We start from the raw sequence: 17,199 nt of genomic DNA, 5'->3' as shown, positions 1-17,199 counted from the left end.
CACCACGAGGACCTGCCATGCCAAGCGTGAATCCCAGCCCCGAACAGCTCGCCGCCTACGTGGCGGCGATGCCAGCGGGCGTGCCGATCCTGATGCTCAACCTGCTGCGCTACAACGCTCAGGCGACATACCCAGCGGGCAGCCAGCACAGCCCCTGCAGCGGCCGCGAAGCCTATGCCCGCTACAGCCGTGTGGCGCTGGCCAAGGTGCAGGCCTGCGGCGGTGCGGTGGAGGTCCGCGCCAGGGCGCATGCCGCACTGATCGCGCCAGCGGAGGAACAGTGGGATGACCTGCTGCTGGTCAGCTACCCGTCCAAGGAAGCCTTTCTGGCGATGATCAGCGATCACGAGTACCAGGCTGCCACCGAGCATCGCAGCGCGGCGCTGGCCGACTCGCGGCTGATCGGTACGACCCGCTACTAGTGGCCTGTTGGGTAAGTTCAGTTGGCCAATTTCGGCGCTCATGGCCCCGATACTGCGTCGCTGCTTCTTGCCATGGCCCGCATGACTCGTCGCAGCGCCTTGTCTCGTAGCCCTGTGCATCCGGACTTGCTTCAACCAACGCACCGCACCGACCGCTATGTCAGCGGCCCGCCTGGGCAGTGAGTACCTTCAGCATCGCTGCGGTTTCGGCATCCGGCTCGCCGTCGAAACGGGCCGGTCGATACTTCATCTGGAATGCGGCGATCACGTTACGCGTCTCGTCATCCAGCTGCCCATGCCGCGGCACGCGGTAGCCCTGAACCGCCAATGCCTCCTGAAACCAGGCGACCGACGGCACGCCGCTGAGCGCATAGTTCGCCCGCTCCGCCGCCACCGCGTCCGCCTCAGGCCAGGGCAGCAGCCCCTCGTCGGCGAGGCGTTTCCACGGAAACAGCGGCCCCGGATCGACTTTGCGCTGCGGCGCAATATCGCTGTGGCCGATGATGGAGCCCGGTTTGAGATCATGGCGCGCCATGATGTCCTTGAGCAGCGCCACCAGTGCGTCGATCTGTTCGTCCGAGTACGGGTACCAGAGTCGCCGTCCGTCCGCGCTTTCGACATAGCCACGATTGACCAGCTCGATGCCGATCGAGCTGGAATTGAGCCAGGTGCGCCCGTTCCACTCGCTTTCGCCGGCATGCCAGGCGCGCCGGTTTTCATCCACCAGACGATAGATAGTCGCCGGTGCCTCGCCGATCAGGTAGTGGCTGCTGACGTCACGACCACTGAGCAGCGTGAGCGAACGCGGCAGGTCGGCAGAGGTGTAGTGCAGCACGATGAACTGCGCGCGGCTGTCGTGACCGATCGAGCTGTAGCGGGTATCGATGCGCGGGCCGCTGGCGCAGCCGGCAAGCAGCAGGAGCAACAGGGTGGCGGTGAAGGCTTTCATCGGGATGACCTCTGTGTCGACGGCGAAATGACGCAGATCGGCATGACCGGCAGGCGCGCCGGCATGGCAGCGCTTGGCAGCGCGGTCGGATTATACCCGGGCGATCGCAGGCTCGCGGCGTCAGCCGGTCAGGCCGGTTCGACCCGATTGCGGCCGGCCTCCTTGGCGCGGTACAGCGCGCTGTCGGCGCGCTCGAAGGCACGCTCTGTGGTGTCGCCATCGCTAAAGACGGTCAGGCCTGCCGACAGCGTGATCACGATGCGCTCACCCTTGAAGTGAAACGGACAGCTGCCAATGGATTCGCGCAGCGTTTCCAGCAACTGCCGCCCCGCTTCCTGGGGCGTGTTGGGCAGCAGCACGACGAACTCCTCGCCGCCGAAGCGGGCGATGAAGTCGGTCTTGCGCAGCCGCTTCTGCAGCTCCGAGCCAATGATCTTGAGCACCCGGTCGCCGGCCAGATGACCGTATCCATCATTGACCCGCTTGAAGTGATCGACATCCAGCACGGCCAGTAACAGGTCGCCGCCATAGCGCTGCCAGCGGGCGAATTCCAGATCCAGGCGCTCGGTCCAGGCGGCACGGTTGGGCAGCCCGGTCAGTGGATCCTGCAGAGCCTTCTGCCGTTGCTCCTCGAGATGGCCGCGCAACCCCCGCGCGGCCTGTTCGAGGCTGCCGACCCGGCTGACTAACTGCTGCAGCCGCTCGCCAAGCTTCTGCTCCTGCTCGCTACGCTTCTGCCGGTAGGTATCCACCGTGGTCAGCAGACCATCCAGGCGCGCCTCGACCACCTTTTTCAGGCTCGACAGATCGGTGGCCTGGCGCATGCTGTCCTGCAGTCCGCCGACCTGCTCGCGTAATTCGGCATCGAGCGTCTGTGCGGCGTCGCGGCCCTCGGTATGGCCCTGGTGCGCGGCGAGCAGGTTTTCCTGCATTGCGGTGAGCCGCTCGTTGAGCGTCTGCAGGTAGGTCTCGAAATCCCGCTGCCCCTGATCGCTGAAGGCAATCATCAGCATCGCCAGGTCGTCCAGCACCGGCACCAGCTCGTACAAGTTCAAGCCATGCTGAATGCGGGCGCGCAACAGCTGCAGCCGCGGCTGGTGCTGCTCGGGCAGATGGAGGCTGTCGAGCAGGCTGGCGAGCGTCGCCTCGACGCGTTCGGCAACCACGCTGTAGGCGGGCTCCGGTGAGTCAGGCAGGGCGTAGGCGGCCGCCTGCGGCTCGGCCACTGGCGCCTGCTCGGCATCCGCCACCGGTGCGGCTACTTTGGGCTCAGCCGCTGTTGCGGCGGGCTCTAGCGCTTGCTGCTCGTCGCTCGCCGGCTCAGGCAAGGCTGGCGTCACGGCCGCCTCGGCCGTAGCGGACGCACCGGCCATCGCGCTGCCGGCAACCGCCTCGGTCTCGACCTCCTCCGCCGCTGGAATCGCCGCCTCGAGCGGGACCGCCACCGATTGACTGTCCCGATTGCCGAACAGGCGCTTCAAAAACCCGCTTTGCTGCGGCGTGCCCAGTCCTTGCAGGTCCAGAACCTGGCCCTGCAGCACACTGAGTTCACTGAGCAGTACCGGCAGTTCGCGTAGCCGGGTCGCGCGCTGATCCAACTCCTTGGCAAAACGCTTGAGCGGCTTGCGCAATTCGGCCGGCAAGGTCATCCCCAGCAATTGAGCAACCAGCCGATGCAGCGCTTCGGTCAGCTGCACGGCGCGCTCCTGACGATGCCGCTCGGAGTCCAGCACGGCTTTTTCCAAGCGCGGAACCAGCTGCCCGAGGCCATCGTCCAGATCGCCGTCGCGCAGAATCTCGCGCATCTGCTGCAGGCAGCGCTCGACGGCTGGATCGGCCCCCTCCACCGCCAGGCTGCTGCGCACCAGACTGCGGCGCAGCAAGTCCACCCGCTGCTCCCAGCGGGCCTCCAGCCGGTCCTGGCGCTCGACCAGCTGCAGATACTTTTCTTTCCAGCGTTCGGCTTCGTCGCTCATTTGCTTTCTTGTACCTGAACCGGCATGGAATCGTCCTTGAACGCGTCGGGCAACCTGATTTCCACGGCGACCGGCAGATGATCGGAGATCGGCAACGGCAGCACGTCGACGCGCTCAAGCGCCAGGCTCGGACTCAACAGGATGTGATCGAGGCAGCGTTGCGGCCGCCAGCTAGGAAAGGTCGCCTCGACCTGCGGTGCGAGCAGGCCGAGGTCGCGCAGTGGGGAGTTCTCCAGCAGGTCGTTGGCGTGGGTATTCATGTCACCCATCAGTACCTGATGGCGGTAGCCGCCGATCAGCTCGCGGATGTAGGCCAGCTGGCGCGCCCGTGCCCCGCCACCGAGCGCCAGGTGCATCATGACCACCACCAGCGCGTCCGCCCCTTCGCCGAAGCGCAGCAGGATGGCGCCCCGTCCGGATGGTCCCGGCAGTGGATGGTCTTCCAGCCTCTGCGGCTCGAGCCGGCTCAAGACACCGTTGCTGTGCTGGGCGAAGCGCCCGAGGTTCCGGTTGAGCTGCTGGTACCAGTAGGGAAACGCGCCCAGCTGGGCGAGATGCTCGACCTGATTGACATAACCGGAGCGCAAACTGCCGCCATCGGCTTCCTGCAAGGCCACCAGATCGTAGTTGCCGAGCAGTTCGCCGATGCGCTGCAGGTTTCCGGCGCGTCCGGGATGCGGCAGCAGATGCTGCCAGCTGCGCGTCAGGTAGTGGTGGTAGCGCTCGGTGCTGATGCCGACCTGGATGTTGAAACTGAGCAGCCGCAGCCGCCCGTCCGCCGGCAGGCCGCTGCTGGCCAGACAGTGGGGATTGACCCGAGCCTTGCCGGGGCCGGCGTGGCGCGGAGCGCTCCAGCGGCGCAGCACGTTCGGCTAACGCGCTGCGCGTTCTTTTTCGATGAGGAAGTCGGCCACCTGCAGCGTGCGTTCCGGGCCGCCGGCAGAACCGAGATCGAAACGATACTTGCCGTTCACGATCATCACCGGTACGCCGGTGATCTGGTAAGCCATACCAAGCTTTTTGGCCTGCTCCACGCGGCTGCGCACGCCAAAAGAGTTGTAAGCCTTGAGGAAGGCCTGCTTGTCGATGCCGTGGCCGGCGAGGAATTCGGCCATCTCTTCGGGGGTCGCGAGCTTCTTGCGGTCCTGATGATAGGCGGCGAACACCGCATCATGAATCTCGGGCTCGACGCCCATGGATTCCAACGTGATGAACAGCTGTCCGTGGGCGTTCCAGATACCGCCGAACATCGCCGGGATGCGTTTGAAATCGACGTCATCCGGCAGCTGCTCGGCCCATGGTTTGACGGTCGGCTCGAACTGATAGCAGTGCGGGCAGCCATACCAGAACAGCTCGACCACCTCGATCTTGCTCGGCTCTGCAACCGGCACCGGGCTGCTCAGCTCGACATACTCCTTGCCGGCCTGGAACTCCGCTGCCTGGGCTGCCAGACCGAACAGGCTGGCGGCGGCGAGAACGGCAGTGAGTAGGAAATTACGCATGGAATACTCCTGTTAACGATGGACCAATGGCGCAACAGGCTGCAGCAAAACGCCGGGACTCGCCAGCGTTTTTCATCCGACTGTGCAAGCACGTGATACAGACAATGAAGCAGGCCCCGAAAACGCAGAAGGGCGTCGGGGCTGGTGGCCCGGACGCCCTTCTGCTCAGGCTGCAACGGCTATCAGTGCAGGCCCTGGATGTAGCTGGACAGCGCTTCGATGTCCTTGTTGCTCAGTTTGGCGGCGATGCCACGCATGATCATGGTGTCGCCGTCGTTGGTACGGTTGCCTTCGCGGAAGTCGGTCAACTGCTTGGCAGTGTAGGCAGCGTGCTGGCCACCCAGCTTGGGGAAACCGGCAAGGTCGTTACCGACGCCATTCGGCGCATGGCAACCGGTACAGGCCGGCATGCCCTGATCCAGCTTGCCCCCACGGAACAGCTTCTCGCCCTGCTTGGCCAGAGCCGGATCGGCATAACCGACGCTGCCCTTCTGGCTGGCGAAGTAGGCGGCGATGTCTTCAAGATCCTGATCGCTCAACGGGTCGAGCATGCCGGTCATTTCGGGCACCTTGCGACCGACGCCTTCCTCGGCGCCCGGGGTGCTGCCAGCCTTGATGTCATGCAGCTGCTTGAGCAGGTAGCGCTCGCCCTGGCCGGCGAGTTTCGGGAAGTTCGGCGCCGGGCTGTTGCCGTCGACACCGTGGCAGGCGCCACACACTGCAACTTTGCCCTGACCAGCCTCGGCGTTTCCAGCCGCGTGGGCCATACCGGTGATGCCAAGGGTCAACAGCAGACTCACGAGTATTTTGTTCATCAGCTAATCCAACTACGGCTAAGGGTTTGAAAGGGAATTCATCGGGTCGCGCACGGCATCAAAACCGGGACGACGCTCGTTATAGTGGCACGCAGGACTTTCGTCTCCGGCGGCGGCCCGCAGACGCACGTTGTGCCTGATACCGGCCGAACGCCATCCGGAGCCTGACATCAGGCCAAAGCGCACATAAAAACTGCGGCATTATATACTTCCGTTCCTGAAACGGAAACGAACCATTGCCGCACCCCGCGCGCACTCACCGGAACGACCATGCTACCGAAAAACCCGATTCTCGGCCTTTGCCAACAGGCCTCCTTCATGATCAGCGCCGCCAAGGTCGATCAGTGCCCGGCCGACGAGGGTCTGGAAGTGGCCTTCGCCGGTCGATCCAATGCGGGCAAGTCCAGTGCGCTGAACACCCTCACCCACGCCAACCTGGCCCGGACCTCGAAGACGCCCGGGCGCACTCAACTGCTCAACTTCTTCCGCCTCGATGACGAGCGCCGCCTGGTCGACCTGCCCGGTTATGGCTACGCCAAGGTACCAATCCCGCTCAAGCAGCACTGGCAGCGCCACCTCGAAGCCTACCTGGGTAGCCGCGAAAGCCTGGCCGGGGTGTTCCTGATGATGGACATCCGCCATCCCCTGACCGAGTTCGACCGCATGATGCTGGACTGGGCGAGCGCCAGCCAGATGCCCTTGCACATCCTGCTGACCAAGTCCGACAAGCTGGCCTTCGGCGCGGCGAAGAACGCGTTGCTGGCCATCCAGCGCGACATTCACAAGGGCTGGGGCGCCGACGTCAGCGTCCAGTTGTTCTCGGCACCGAAGCGGCAGGGGGTCGAGGAAGCGCAGCTGGTGCTGGCGAACTGGCTGGGAATGCTGGACGAGGCAGCCGAAGACGAGCACGAGCCAGAGGCATAGATTGGGTCAGGCGTTGCCGATTCCTGCAACCCTCGGCCGGAGCTCCGGTGGATGTAAGAAGCGACATCCACCCTACGAAGTCGGCACCAATCGCTAAAATCGCCCGAATTTCACCCTACCAATCACCTCGCAGAAGCCGGAAAGGCGCCGAGAATCGACGCCCACCCGGCCCTCAGCGCAACTCAGTCGCGGTAGGCATCCACCGGCACGCAGGCACAGAACAGGTTGCGATCGCCGTAGACGTTGTCCACGCGGTTCACCGCCGGCCAGTACTTGTGCGCGCGCGCATGGGCGCTCGGCGTCACCGCCTCGGCGATGCTGTACGGCCGATCCCACTCGCCGATCACGTCAGCCAGGGTATGCGGCGCGCGTACCAGCGGGTTGTTGTCCGCCGGCCACTCACCGTCCTGCACTTTGGCGATCTCCGCGCGGATGCTCAGCATCGCCTCGACGAAGCGATCCAGTTCGGCCTTCGACTCGCTCTCGGTGGGCTCGATCATCAGCGTGCCGGGCACCGGAAAGGACATGGTCGGCGCGTGGAAGCCGTAGTCCATCAGGCGCTTGGCGACGTCCTCCTCGCTGATGCCGCTGGCGGCCTTGAGCGGGCGCAGATCGAGAATGCACTCGTGGGCGACACGGCCGTTGCGGCCGCTGTAGAGCACCGGGAAGGCGCCGCCGAGGCGGTTGGCCAGATAGTTCGCACCGAGGATTGCCACTTCGGTCGCGTCGCGCAGCTGCGGGCCCATCATCGCGATGTACATCCAGCTGATCGGCAGGATGCTCGCGCTACCCCAGGGCGCCGCGCTCACCGCACCGTTGCCCGGTTGCGGTCCTTCCAGCTCGACCACCGGGTGATTGGCCACGAATGGTGCCAGGTGGGCCTTGACGCCGATCGGGCCCATGCCCGGGCCGCCGCCACCATGGGGGATGCAGAAGGTCTTGTGCAGGTTCATGTGCGAGACGTCGGCACCGATGTCCGCCGGCCGCGCCAGACCGACCTGGGCGTTGAGGTTGGCGCCATCCATGTAGACCTGGCCGCCGTGGGCGTGGATCGCGGCGCAGATCTCGCGCACGTTCTCCTCGTAGACGCCGTGGGTCGACGGATAGGTGATCATCAGGCAGGACAGCCGGTCGCCGGCTTCGGCGGCCTTGCGCTTGAGGTCCTCGAGATCGACGTTGCCGCCCTTGTCGCACTCGACGATGACCACACGCATGCTGACCATCTGCGCCGACGCCGGGTTGGTGCCATGTGCCGAGGACGGGATCAGGCAGATGTCGCGCTGCCCTTCGCCGCGGCTCTCGTGGTACTTGCGGATCGCAACGAGGCCGGCATATTCGCCCTGGGCACCGGAGTTGGGCTGCATGCTGATCGCATCGAAACCGGTGATCGCGCAGAGCCAGGCTTCCAGCTCGTCGATCATCAGCCTGTAGCCCTGAGCCTGACCGCGCGGGACGAACGGATGCAGGTTGGCGAACTCGGCCCAGGTGATCGGGATCATTTCGCTGGTGGCGTTGAGTTTCATGGTGCAGGAACCGAGCGGGATCATCGCCTGGTTCAGCGCCAGATCCTTGTTTTCCAGCTGCTTGAGGTAGCGCAGCATCTCGGTCTCGCTGTGGTGCGAGTTGAACACCGGATGCTCGAGGTAGCCGCTCTCGCGCTGCAGCCCTGCGGGAATGCCCGCGGCCAGCTCACCGGCATCCAGCGCGGCGACATCGAGACCGTGATCGGCACCGAGGAAGATCGCCAGCAGCTGCTCGACGGTGCGCTCGTCGCAGGTCTCGTCGAGGCTCACGCCCAGCCGGCCGCGGCCAAGGATGCGCAGGTTGATCTGCGCCGCCTCGGCGCTTTCGATGATGGCGGTCTGCGCACCACCGACCTCGAGGGTCAGGGTGTCGAAGAAATGCTGGTTGAGGCGAACGATGCCTTTCTGCTCGAGGCCGGCGGCAAGGATTGCAGTCAGTCGATGCACGCGTTGGGCGATGCGCTTGAGGCCCTGCGGGCCGTGATAGACGGCATAGAAGCCAGCGATGTTGGCCAGCAGCACCTGTGCGGTGCAGATGTTGGAGTTGGCCTTCTCGCGACGAATATGCTGCTCGCGGGTCTGCAGCGCCATGCGCAGCGCGGTGTTGCCGCGGGCGTCCTTGGACACGCCGATGATGCGGCCCGGCATGCCGCGCTTGAACTCGTCGCGGCTGGCGAAATAGGCCGCATGGGGGCCGCCGTAGCCCATCGGCACACCGAAGCGCTGAGTCGAGCCGAGCACCACGTCGGCACCCAGTTCGCCCGGCGGGGTCAGCAACAGCAGGCTGAGCAGGTCGGCCGCCACGCAGGCCAGCGCCTGCTGCGCGTGCAGCTGCTCGATGGCCGGACGCAGGTCACGAATCTCGCCGTGGGTATCCGGGTACTGCAGCAGCGCGCCGAACACCTCGTGTCCGGCCAGCTCATCCAGCGTGCCGACCACCAGTTCGAAGCCGAACGCTTCGGCGCGGGTCTGCACCACCGAAAGCGTCTGCGGATGGCAATTCTCGTCGATGAAGAAGCGGTTGCTCTTGCTCTTGGCCATGCGCCGGGCCAGGGTCATGGCCTCGGCTGCTGCGGTCGCCTCATCGAGCAGCGAGGCGTTGGCCAGATCGAGGCCGGTGAGGTCGATGATCATCTGCTGGTAGTTCAGCAGCGCTTCCAGCCGCCCCTGGGCGATCTCCGGCTGATAGGGCGTGTAAGCGGTGTACCAGCCCGGATTCTCCAGCACGTTGCGCAGGATCACCGGCGGGGTGATGGTGCCGTGGTAGCCCATGCCGATCAGGCTGGTCCAGAGCTGGTTCTGCTCGGCATAGCCCTTGAGCTTGGCCAGCGCCGCCTGTTCATCCAGCGCGGGCGGCAGATTCAGCTCGTCCTGCAGGCGGATTGCCGGCGGCACGGTCTGCTCGATCAGCTGCTCGTGGTTGGCCAGCCCCAGCGCGTCGAGCATGGCCTGCTGTTCGCCCTGATCCGGGCCGAGGTGACGGCGCAGAAAGGCATCGGTTTGCTGGAGTTGGGAAAGGCTCGGCATATACGGCATGGTCGCTACTCTCGAAAAAAACAAAAGCCCCGACAGAGCGGGGCTTTTGCGGATGATGCTTAGGCGTCGGCGTCGCAGGCGGCCTGGTAGCCGGCTGCGTCGAGCAGCTTGTCCAGCTCCGCCTTGTCGCTCGGCTGCAGACGGAAGAACCAGCTGCCGTAGGGGTCGCTGTTGACCTGCTCGGGCGAATCGGCCAGCGCCTCGTTGATGGCGATCACCTCACCGGAAACGGGGGCATAGATGTCGGAGGCGGCCTTCACCGACTCGACCACGCCGGCTTCCTGACCGGCATTGAGCTGGCGCCCGACCTCGGGCAGCTCGACGTAGACCACATCCCCCAGCGCTTCCTGGGCATGATCGGAGATGCCGACGGTGACGCTGCCGTCCGCTTCGAGACGAGCCCACTCGTGGCTGGCGGCGTAACGCAGATCGCTGGGGATATTGCTCATTGTTGGGTCCTCAAGGCTGATGACAGCAGTCGCGCAAAACAGTCGGTCGAATTTACACCAGTACCTTGCCGTGCCGCACGAATGTCGGCTGTACGACCCGCACCGGATACCACTTGCCACGAATCTCCACTTCCGCACGCTCGGCGGTGCCGGCCGGCACGCGAGCCAGGGCGATGGATTTGCCAAGCGTAGGAGAAAAACTGCCGCTGGTGATCTCGCCGTCGCCGACACCGGTCACCCGCACCACCTGATGGGCACGCAGCACGCCGCGCTCTTCCAGCACCAGGCCGACCAGCTTGGGCAGATCGCCTTGGGCGCGCTGCTGCTCCAGCGCGGCACGGCCGACGAAGTCGCGCTCGGCCGGCTCCCAGGCCACGGTCCAGCCCATGTTGGCGGCCAGCGGCGAAACCTCCTCGGTCATGTCCTGCCCGTACAGGTTCAGCCCGGCCTCCAGACGCAGGGTGTCACGTGCGCCGAGGCCGATGGGCGGGATGCCAGCGCCGACCAGCTCGCTGAGAAAATCCGGTGCCTGCTCGGCCGGCAGGATGATCTCCAGACCATCTTCGCCGGTGTAGCCGGTACGACCGATGAACCAGTCGCCTTCGGCCAGGCCCTGGAATGGCTTGAGTTCGTGAATCAAGGTGGCGCGCGCCTGGCTGACCAGCTCGGCCGTGCGTGCGCGGGCGTGCGGGCCCTGGATGGCCAGCATGGCCAGCTGCGGGCGTTCGTTGACCTCGACGGCGAAGCCCGCCATCTGGGTCTGCATCCACGCCAGGTCCTTGTCGCGGGTGCTGGCGTTGACCACCAGGCGGTAGCCCCAGTCCGTCAGGTAGCCGATCAGGTCATCGATCACCCCGCCACGCTCATTGAGCATGGCGCTATAAAGGGCGCGACCGGCACTCTTCAGGCGTGCCACGTCGTTGGCCAGCAAGCGCTGCAGATAGGCGGTGGCCTGCTCGCCGGCGACATCCACCACGGTCATGTGCGAGACATCGAAGACCCCGCAATCGCGTCGCACCTGATGGTGTTCTTCCACCTGTGAGCCGTAATGCAGTGGCATGTCCCAGCCACCGAAATCGACCATCTTGGCGCCGAGCGCAAGGTGCTGATCGTAGAGGGGAGTGCGCTGACCCATGGGTTTCTCCTTCCGGGCAGGTCGCCGAATCGGCATTGGAAAAGTCAGTAAAACCGGGCCCCGCGAGGCTCGGCGACTTTCGAATGGCGCGCATTGTAGCCCCAAGGTGACGGTAGGTCACTGCGCTTCAGGCGCCAGGAGACTGGAGGTCGACCCGCGGCCCGCAGCAGCGCGGCCGCGCCGTTCAGCACCGTGCGCCTAGGTCGCACGATCAGCCTGGACGTCTCGCCGAGCGCCGAATCAGCAGCACCACCGGCAGCAAGCCCACCAACACCAGGGTCAGCGCCGGCAGCGAAGCACGTGCCCATTCACCCTCGCTGGTCATCTCGAAAATGCGTACCGCCAGGGTGTCCCAGCCGAACGGACGCATCAGCAGGGTTGCCGGCATCTCCTTGAGCACGTCGACGAACACCAGCAGCGCTGCGCTCAGGGTACCCGGCAGCAGTAGTGGCAGATAGACGCGCATGAACAGCGCCGGGCCGCCGACGCCTAGGCTACGCGACGCCTGCGGCAACGAAGGGCGAATCCGTGCCAGGGCATTCTCCAGCGGGCCGAAGGCGACTGCCATGAAGCGGATCAGATAGGCCAGCAGCAAGGCGCCGAGGCTGCCGAGCAGGATCGGTTTGCCCGCCCCGCCCAGCCAGCTAGACAGCGGAATCACCATGTGCCGGTCGAGATAACTGAACGCCAGCATGATCGACACCGCCAGCACCGAGCCGGGCAGCGCATAACCCAGGTTGGCCAGGCTCACCGCACTGCGGACCGAGCGCACCGGAGCCTGCCTCCGGGCGAAGGCCAGCAGTAACGCCGCGGTAACGGTGATCAGCGCAGCGATGCCGCCCAGGTACAGCGTATGCAGGATCAGCCCGGCATAGCGCTCGTCGAGGTCGAAGCGGCCGCGCTGCCAGAGCCATACGAGCAGTTGCAGCACGGGTATGACGAACGCGCAGAGAAACACCAGGCCGCACCAGGCGCTGGCGGCAAAGGCCTTCATTCCGGTCAGCCGATAAAGTGCCGCCGAGCGCGCACGCTCGTTGGCCGGGCGCGCCGCACCGCGGGCACGACGCTCGCCGTAGAGCACCAGCATCACCGCCAGCAACAGCAGGCTGGCCAGCTGCGTGGCGCTGGTCAGGCTGAAGAAACCGTACCAGGTCTTGTAGATGGCGGTGGTGAAGGTATCGAAGTTGAACACCGATACCGCACCGAAATCGGCCAGCGTCTCCATCATCGCCAGCGCCAGCCCGGCGCCGATGGCCGGCCGCGCCATCGGCAGCGCCACGCGCCAGAAAGCCTGCCAGGGCGACTGGCCGAGCACCCGTGCCGCTTCCATCAGCCCCTTGCCCTGGGCGAGAAAGGCCGAACGCGCCAGCAGGTAGACATAGGGGTAGAACACCAACACCAGTACCGTGATGACGCCACCGGTCGAGCGCACTCGCGGAAAGCGGATACCACTGCCGAACCACTCGCGTGCCAGGGTTTGCACCGGACCGGCGAAATCCAGCAGGCCGATGAAGACGAACGCCAGTACGTAGGCCGGAATCGCGAACGGCAGCATAAGCGCCCAGTCCAGCCAGCGGCGGCCGGGGAACTCGCAGAGCGCCGTGAGCCAGGCGAGGCTGACGCCGAGCACGACCACACCAACGCTGACGCCAAGCACCAGGGTCAGGGTGTTGCCCAGCAACCGCGGCATCTGTGTGTCCCACAGGTGCGCCCAGATCTCGGTATCGATGCTGCTCCAGCTGAACAGCAGAATGCTCAACGGCAGCAACACCAGTGCGGCGATGGCGAAAGTGATGGGATACCAGCGGCGCTCGACGGGATGGGACACTCAAGCCTCGACAGCAAAAAAGACGACGCCCCGGACCAGGCCGGGGCGCCGAGTATAACCGCAGCGGCTGACATAGCGGCCGGAGCCGCACGTCAGCGCTGCAAGCGCGAAAGGCTGATCAGTTCCAGCCGGCGCGATCCATCAGCTTGATGGCTTCGGCCTGGCGCTTGCCAGCCACTTCCACCGGGATGGTGTCGGCCTTGAACTCGCCCCATGCGGCCACTTCGGCAGACGGCTTGACGTTCGGGTTGGCCGGATACTCCATATTGATGTCGGCGAAGATGCTCTGTGCCTCGGCGCCAGTCATCCACTCCACCAGCTTGCGCGCGGCGTCCGGATTCGGTGCGTGCTTGGTCAGGCCGATGCCCGACAGATTGACGTGCACGCCGCGATCTTCCTGGTTCGGCCAGAACAGTTTGGCCTTGAGCTGCGGATTCTGCGCATGCAGACGGCCGAAGTAGTAGGTATTGACGATGCCGACGTCACACTGCCCGGCATCAACCGCCTGGACCAGCGCGGTATCGTCGGCGAAGACATCGGTGGCGAGGTTGCTGACCCAGCCCTTGATGATCTCTTCGGTCTTCTCGGCACCATGGGTCTCGATCATGGTGGCGGTCAGCGACTGGTTGTAGACCTTCTTGCTGGTACGCAGGCACAGACGGCCGTCCCACTTCTTGTCGGCCAGCGCTTCATAGGTGGTCAGCTCGCCATCCTTGACCCGTTCCGGGGAGTAGACGATGGTCCGCGCGCGCAGCGACAGGCCAGTCCAGGCGTCGCTGGAGGAGCGGTACTGAGCGGGGATGTTGTCCTTCACCACTTTGGAGTCGAGCGGCTGCAGCAGGCCCATTTCTTCGGCTTGCCAGAGGTTGCCACCATCGACGGTCAGCAGCAGGTCAGCAGGAGTGTTCTCGCCTTCGGCCTTGATGCGGGCCATCAGCGGAGCTTCCTTGTCGGTGATGAACTTGATAGCGACACCGGTCTTCTCGGTGTATGCGTCGAACACCGGCTTGATCAGCTCGTCGATGCGCGAGGAGTAAACCACCACTTCGTCGGCAGCCTGGACAGCGCCCGACAGCGCCGTAAGCGCCAGGGCGGCGAGTAAACCTTTGCTTGCCTGCATGAAACAGCCTCTTGGTGAGTTGGAACAGAGGCCAAATAATAGTGAATGTTATTTACCTTCTCAATGCGACAAATCGTGCAGGTAATCTTTTGTAAATATCAATCTGATATCAGGGCTTGGCCAGTTCGGGCAGATCACCGCTCAGTCCGAGCGCCTGACGCACAAACAGCGCCTTCGCCTCCGGCAGCGCCTCGACGGCCTTGAGACCGGTATTGCGCAACCAGCGCAGCGGCAGCGGATCAGCCTGGAACAGCCGCTCGAAGCCCTCCATGGCTGCCATCATCGCCAAATTGTGTGGCATGCGCCGACGCTCGAAGCGGCTCAGCACCCGCACATCCGCTACCCGCTCACCGCGGGCAATCGCCGCCTTGAGCACTTCAGCCAGCACCGCGGCATCCAGCAGACCAAGATTCACGCCCTGCCCCGCCAACGGATGAATGGTGTGTGCGGCATCGCCGATCAACGCCAGGCCGGGCTGCACGTACCGCTTGGCATGGCGTTGGCGCAGCGGGATGCACAGCCGCGGATCGACTTCCAGCACCTCACCCAGGCGTTGCTCGAAGGCACGCTCAAGTGCGGTACAAAAGGCCAGGTCATCCAGTGCCATGAGGCGCTTGGCCTCTGCCTCGGTAACCGACCAGACAATCGAGCACCAGTGCCGATCGCCATCGCGCTCGAGCGGCAGAAAGGCCAACGGGCCGTCATCGGTGAAGCGTTGCCAGGCCGTACGCTGGTGCGCCTCGCTGCAACGCACGCTGGTAACGATGGCTTGATGCAGATAGTCCCACTCGCGGGTTTCACAGCCAGCCAGGCGGCGAATCGCCGAGTTGGCGCCGTCCGCGGCGATCAGTAGGGGCGTGTGCAACTCACGACCATCGCCCAGCGTCAGCCGCCAGCCTTCGGCGGTTTGCGTCAGCTGCTCTACACGCGCGTCGCCGATCAATTGCAACCTGCCACCACGCTGCATCGTTTCCAACAGGGCGTCCTGCACCACGCGGTTCTCGACGATGTGCCCGAGCACCTCGGCGTGCACGGTCTCGGCAGAGAAATGAATCTGGCCGGTACCCGAGCCATCCCACACATGCATGTCGGTGTAGGGACTCGCGCGCCGCGCGGCGATACCCGGCCACGCACCGACCCGCTGCAGGATGCGCTGACTGGCTGCTGACAACGCGCTGACCCGGGGCTCGAAGCCGCCCAGCGGATCGAAGTCGGCGACCTCGAGCGGACTGGCGTCGAGCACGACGATATTCAGTCCGGAGCCTTCGAGCGCCAGTGCCAGCGTGCTGCCGACCATTCCGGCGCCAACGATGATCAGATCCGCTTGCATCACTTCTCTCCTGACTGCCGCGCCCGCGGCTTGAGTCGTATGTAGAGGGTCTTCTGCACCCGTGCCACCAGCGTGCCCTCGCCGTCCCGCACTTCGACATGCATCCTGGGCAAGTACTTGCTGCCGTCGGCGGTGTTCGCGCGGATCTCATCCAGCAACTTGTCGCTGATGGCGAACTCGGCGAAGACCGCACCCCGCCCGGGGCTGACGAATTCTATGTTGGCCGCCTTGTCCCAGACGATGTAGTCGCGCCCGAGATTCTCCATCAGCATCAGCACGAAGAACGGGTCGACCATTGAATACAGCGAGCCGCCGAACTGCGTACCGACATAATTGCGGTTGTACCAGCGCAGCACCATCTTGACCTGAACCAGGCGCATATCCGCACTGATGTGCCGCACCCGAACACCGGCTCCGATGTAGGGCGGATAGAAATTCATGGCCCAGCGCAGAAACCGCGCCTTGCACGCCAGCCTGGAAGCGCTCATGCCGAATCCTTCGTTGTCGCGCTCAACCCGCGCGCGTACCCAGGCCCATCGCCTGGCGCGCGAACCAGCGCTTGGCAGCGGGAGTCAAGTCCAACCCGAGCAGGCCGAGCGTGCGTCCGGCCGCGACCAGGCGTCCGGAGTCGCCGAACAGTCGGGTCACCTGATCGGAAAAGCCAACGGTGAGCCGCTGATCGAGGCGCTGCCGGCGGGCGTACTCCTGCAGCACCGGCAGATCGCCCAACGGCGCCTCGCTGCGCAGCAACGCGGCACTCAGCGCATCGACATCCCGCAGCGACAGGTTGTAACCCTGCCCGGCGATCGGGTGCAGGCTGTGCGCAGCATTGCCCAGCACCACCAGCCCCGAGCGCACCTGCTCCTCGGCCTCGATCAGCGTCAGCGGATACAGATGCCGGGCACCGACCTGCTGCAAGGCGCCCAGGCGATAGCCGAAGGCCTCCTGCAGTTCCTCCAGGAAGGCCGCTTCGTGGGCCTGCGCCAAGCGCGCGGCGTCGGCCGGAGAACGCGTCCACACCAGCGCGCAGCGGTTGTCCTGCAGTGGCAGCAGCGCCATCGGGCCGTCTTCGGTGAAGCGTTCGAAGGCCAGCCCGCCGTGCGGCTTGCCCGGGGTGATGTTGCCGATCAGAGCGGTCTGGCCATAGGGGCGCCGAGAGACCTGGATGCCGAGCTGCTCGCGCAAGCCGGAGCGACCACCATCGGCCAGCACGGTCAGCTCGCACGCCAGCGTCTGACCATCGGTGAAGCTCAGGCGATAGCCGGTGGCGCTGGGTTCCAGCCGCTCGACCTCTGCCGGGCAATGGCGGACCACCACCCGATCATCCAGCGCCTGCCACAGGCAGTGGCCGATCCAGGCATTTTCCACCACGTAGCCCAGCGCCTCGACGCCCTCGTCGCGCGCATGCAAACGCGCTGCGCCGAGACGGCCGCGCTCGGACACGTGAATATGCAGGATCGGTTCGGCACGCTCGGCGATCCGCTCCCACAGGCCCAGGCGCTGATAGATCATCCGGGTGCCGTAGGACAGTGCGGTGGAGCGCGCGTCATAGCTTGGCTGGTACTCGTGGCCCGGCTCGAACGGCTCGATCAGATGGATCCGCCAGCCGCGCTCACGGGCGCCGTCCTGCAAGGCCAACGCGAGGCTGGCACCGACCAGCCCACCGCCGATGATCGCCAGGCTCTGCATG

Annotated in this window: 15 protein-coding genes; 2 read left to right on the top strand and 13 right to left on the bottom strand. The window is 65.2% G+C overall.

The features are described from left to right. The first annotated feature begins 17 nt into the window (after positions 1 to 17). Positions 18 to 422, top strand: a complete 405-nt coding sequence (locus tag NAO55_RS11905) for a DUF1330 domain-containing protein (RefSeq protein WP_102838968.1) — start codon at positions 18 to 20, stop codon at positions 420 to 422. 160 nt (positions 423 to 582) lie between these two features. Here the strand turns inward: NAO55_RS11905 and NAO55_RS11900 are convergent, their stop codons facing one another. The 5 genes from NAO55_RS11900 to NAO55_RS11880 form a co-directional block, all read right to left on the bottom strand. Continuing rightward, entirely contained in the window at positions 583 to 1,371 is a 789-nt protein-coding gene (locus NAO55_RS11900; protein WP_102838969.1) for an N-acetylmuramoyl-L-alanine amidase, read from the bottom strand. Positions 1,372 to 1,499: 128 nt separating this feature from the next. Then, the gene (locus NAO55_RS11895) at positions 1,500 to 3,347 is read right to left on the bottom strand and encodes a diguanylate cyclase (RefSeq protein WP_102838970.1); all 1,848 of its coding nucleotides are present in this window, start codon (positions 3,345 to 3,347) and stop codon (positions 1,500 to 1,502) included. Beyond that, on the bottom strand, positions 3,344 to 4,213 hold the full coding sequence (locus NAO55_RS11890; RefSeq protein ID WP_102838971.1) for an endonuclease/exonuclease/phosphatase family protein: 870 nt from the start codon (positions 4,211 to 4,213) through the stop codon (positions 3,344 to 3,346). Before NAO55_RS11890 ends, NAO55_RS11895 begins: the two co-directional genes overlap by 4 nt. Positions 4,214 to 4,219: 6 nt before the next feature. Then, positions 4,220 to 4,849: a thiol:disulfide interchange protein DsbA/DsbL gene (locus NAO55_RS11885; RefSeq protein ID WP_063541114.1), complete on the bottom strand. Its 630-nt coding sequence runs from the start codon at positions 4,847 to 4,849 to the stop codon at positions 4,220 to 4,222. Positions 4,850 to 5,031: 182 nt separating this feature from the next. Next, complete coding sequence (locus NAO55_RS11880; protein ID WP_063541113.1) at positions 5,032 to 5,664, bottom strand: c-type cytochrome; 633 nt, start codon at positions 5,662 to 5,664, stop codon at positions 5,032 to 5,034. A 270-nt stretch (positions 5,665 to 5,934) separates the two neighbouring features. Here NAO55_RS11880 and yihA point away from each other — a divergent pair, with 270 nt between their 5' ends. Further along, positions 5,935 to 6,588, top strand: coding sequence for a ribosome biogenesis GTP-binding protein YihA/YsxC (gene yihA, locus NAO55_RS11875; RefSeq protein WP_102838972.1), 654 nt, complete (start codon positions 5,935 to 5,937; stop codon positions 6,586 to 6,588). 182 nt (positions 6,589 to 6,770) lie between these two features. Here the strand turns inward: yihA and gcvP are convergent, their stop codons facing one another. The 8 genes from gcvP to ubiH form a co-directional block, all read right to left on the bottom strand. After that, positions 6,771 to 9,647 (bottom strand): aminomethyl-transferring glycine dehydrogenase, encoded by a 2,877-nt coding sequence (gene gcvP, locus NAO55_RS11870; protein WP_102838973.1) that lies wholly within the window; start codon positions 9,645 to 9,647, stop codon positions 6,771 to 6,773. Positions 9,648 to 9,706: 59 nt separating this feature from the next. After that, positions 9,707 to 10,096, bottom strand: coding sequence for a glycine cleavage system protein GcvH (gene gcvH, locus NAO55_RS11865; RefSeq protein ID WP_013984409.1), 390 nt, complete (start codon positions 10,094 to 10,096; stop codon positions 9,707 to 9,709). Between the two features lie 52 nt (positions 10,097 to 10,148). Further along, positions 10,149 to 11,231: a glycine cleavage system aminomethyltransferase GcvT gene (gene gcvT, locus NAO55_RS11860; RefSeq protein WP_102838974.1), complete on the bottom strand. Its 1,083-nt coding sequence runs from the start codon at positions 11,229 to 11,231 to the stop codon at positions 10,149 to 10,151. A gap of 211 nt (positions 11,232 to 11,442) precedes the next feature. After that, positions 11,443 to 13,059: an ABC transporter permease gene (locus tag NAO55_RS11855; protein WP_102838975.1), complete on the bottom strand. Its 1,617-nt coding sequence runs from the start codon at positions 13,057 to 13,059 to the stop codon at positions 11,443 to 11,445. Between the two features lie 118 nt (positions 13,060 to 13,177). Beyond that, complete coding sequence (locus tag NAO55_RS11850) at positions 13,178 to 14,179, bottom strand: extracellular solute-binding protein (protein ID WP_102838976.1); 1,002 nt, start codon at positions 14,177 to 14,179, stop codon at positions 13,178 to 13,180. Positions 14,180 to 14,288: 109 nt separating this feature from the next. Beyond that, the gene (locus NAO55_RS11845; RefSeq protein WP_102838977.1) at positions 14,289 to 15,509 is read right to left on the bottom strand and encodes a 2-octaprenyl-3-methyl-6-methoxy-1,4-benzoquinol hydroxylase; all 1,221 of its coding nucleotides are present in this window, start codon (positions 15,507 to 15,509) and stop codon (positions 14,289 to 14,291) included. Continuing rightward, a complete protein-coding gene (locus NAO55_RS11840) occupies positions 15,509 to 15,997 on the bottom strand; it encodes a DUF4442 domain-containing protein (RefSeq protein WP_102838978.1) in 489 nt (162 codons plus the stop codon). The genes NAO55_RS11845 and NAO55_RS11840 overlap by 1 nt, the downstream gene beginning before the upstream one ends. Before the next feature lie 22 nt (positions 15,998 to 16,019). Continuing rightward, complete coding sequence (ubiH, locus tag NAO55_RS11835; RefSeq protein WP_102838979.1) at positions 16,020 to 17,198, bottom strand: 2-octaprenyl-6-methoxyphenyl hydroxylase; 1,179 nt, start codon at positions 17,196 to 17,198, stop codon at positions 16,020 to 16,022. Position 17,199: the final 1 nt, after the last annotated feature.

The organism is Stutzerimonas frequens (assembly GCF_024448335.1).
GTDB classification, from domain to species: Bacteria; Pseudomonadota; Gammaproteobacteria; order Pseudomonadales; family Pseudomonadaceae; genus Stutzerimonas; species Stutzerimonas frequens.
The sequence above is the reverse complement of the archived record's forward strand: the minus strand, read 5'-3'. Positions and strand labels throughout refer to the sequence as shown.

Excerpts from the sequence above, each read along its gene's own strand:
- NAO55_RS11905 (WP_102838968.1), top strand. The coding sequence starts at position 18 with ATGCCAAGCGTGAATCCCAGCCCCGAACAGCTCGCCGCCTACGTGGCG.
- NAO55_RS11900 (WP_102838969.1), bottom strand. The coding sequence starts at position 1,371 with ATGAAAGCCTTCACCGCCACCCTGTTGCTCCTGCTGCTTGCCGGCTGC.
- NAO55_RS11895 (WP_102838970.1), bottom strand. The coding sequence starts at position 3,347 with ATGAGCGACGAAGCCGAACGCTGGAAAGAAAAGTATCTGCAGCTGGTC.
- NAO55_RS11885 (WP_063541114.1), bottom strand. The coding sequence starts at position 4,849 with ATGCGTAATTTCCTACTCACTGCCGTTCTCGCCGCCGCCAGCCTGTTC.
- NAO55_RS11880 (WP_063541113.1), bottom strand. The coding sequence starts at position 5,664 with ATGAACAAAATACTCGTGAGTCTGCTGTTGACCCTTGGCATCACCGGT.
- yihA (WP_102838972.1), top strand. The coding sequence starts at position 5,935 with ATGCTACCGAAAAACCCGATTCTCGGCCTTTGCCAACAGGCCTCCTTC.
- gcvP (WP_102838973.1), bottom strand. The coding sequence starts at position 9,647 with ATGCCGTATATGCCGAGCCTTTCCCAACTCCAGCAAACCGATGCCTTT.
- gcvH (WP_013984409.1), bottom strand. The coding sequence starts at position 10,096 with ATGAGCAATATCCCCAGCGATCTGCGTTACGCCGCCAGCCACGAGTGG.
- gcvT (WP_102838974.1), bottom strand. The coding sequence starts at position 11,231 with ATGGGTCAGCGCACTCCCCTCTACGATCAGCACCTTGCGCTCGGCGCC.
- NAO55_RS11850 (WP_102838976.1), bottom strand. The coding sequence starts at position 14,179 with ATGCAGGCAAGCAAAGGTTTACTCGCCGCCCTGGCGCTTACGGCGCTG.
- NAO55_RS11845 (WP_102838977.1), bottom strand. The coding sequence starts at position 15,509 with ATGCAAGCGGATCTGATCATCGTTGGCGCCGGAATGGTCGGCAGCACG.
- NAO55_RS11840 (WP_102838978.1), bottom strand. The coding sequence starts at position 15,997 with ATGAGCGCTTCCAGGCTGGCGTGCAAGGCGCGGTTTCTGCGCTGGGCC.
- ubiH (WP_102838979.1), bottom strand. The coding sequence starts at position 17,198 with ATGCAGAGCCTGGCGATCATCGGCGGTGGGCTGGTCGGTGCCAGCCTC.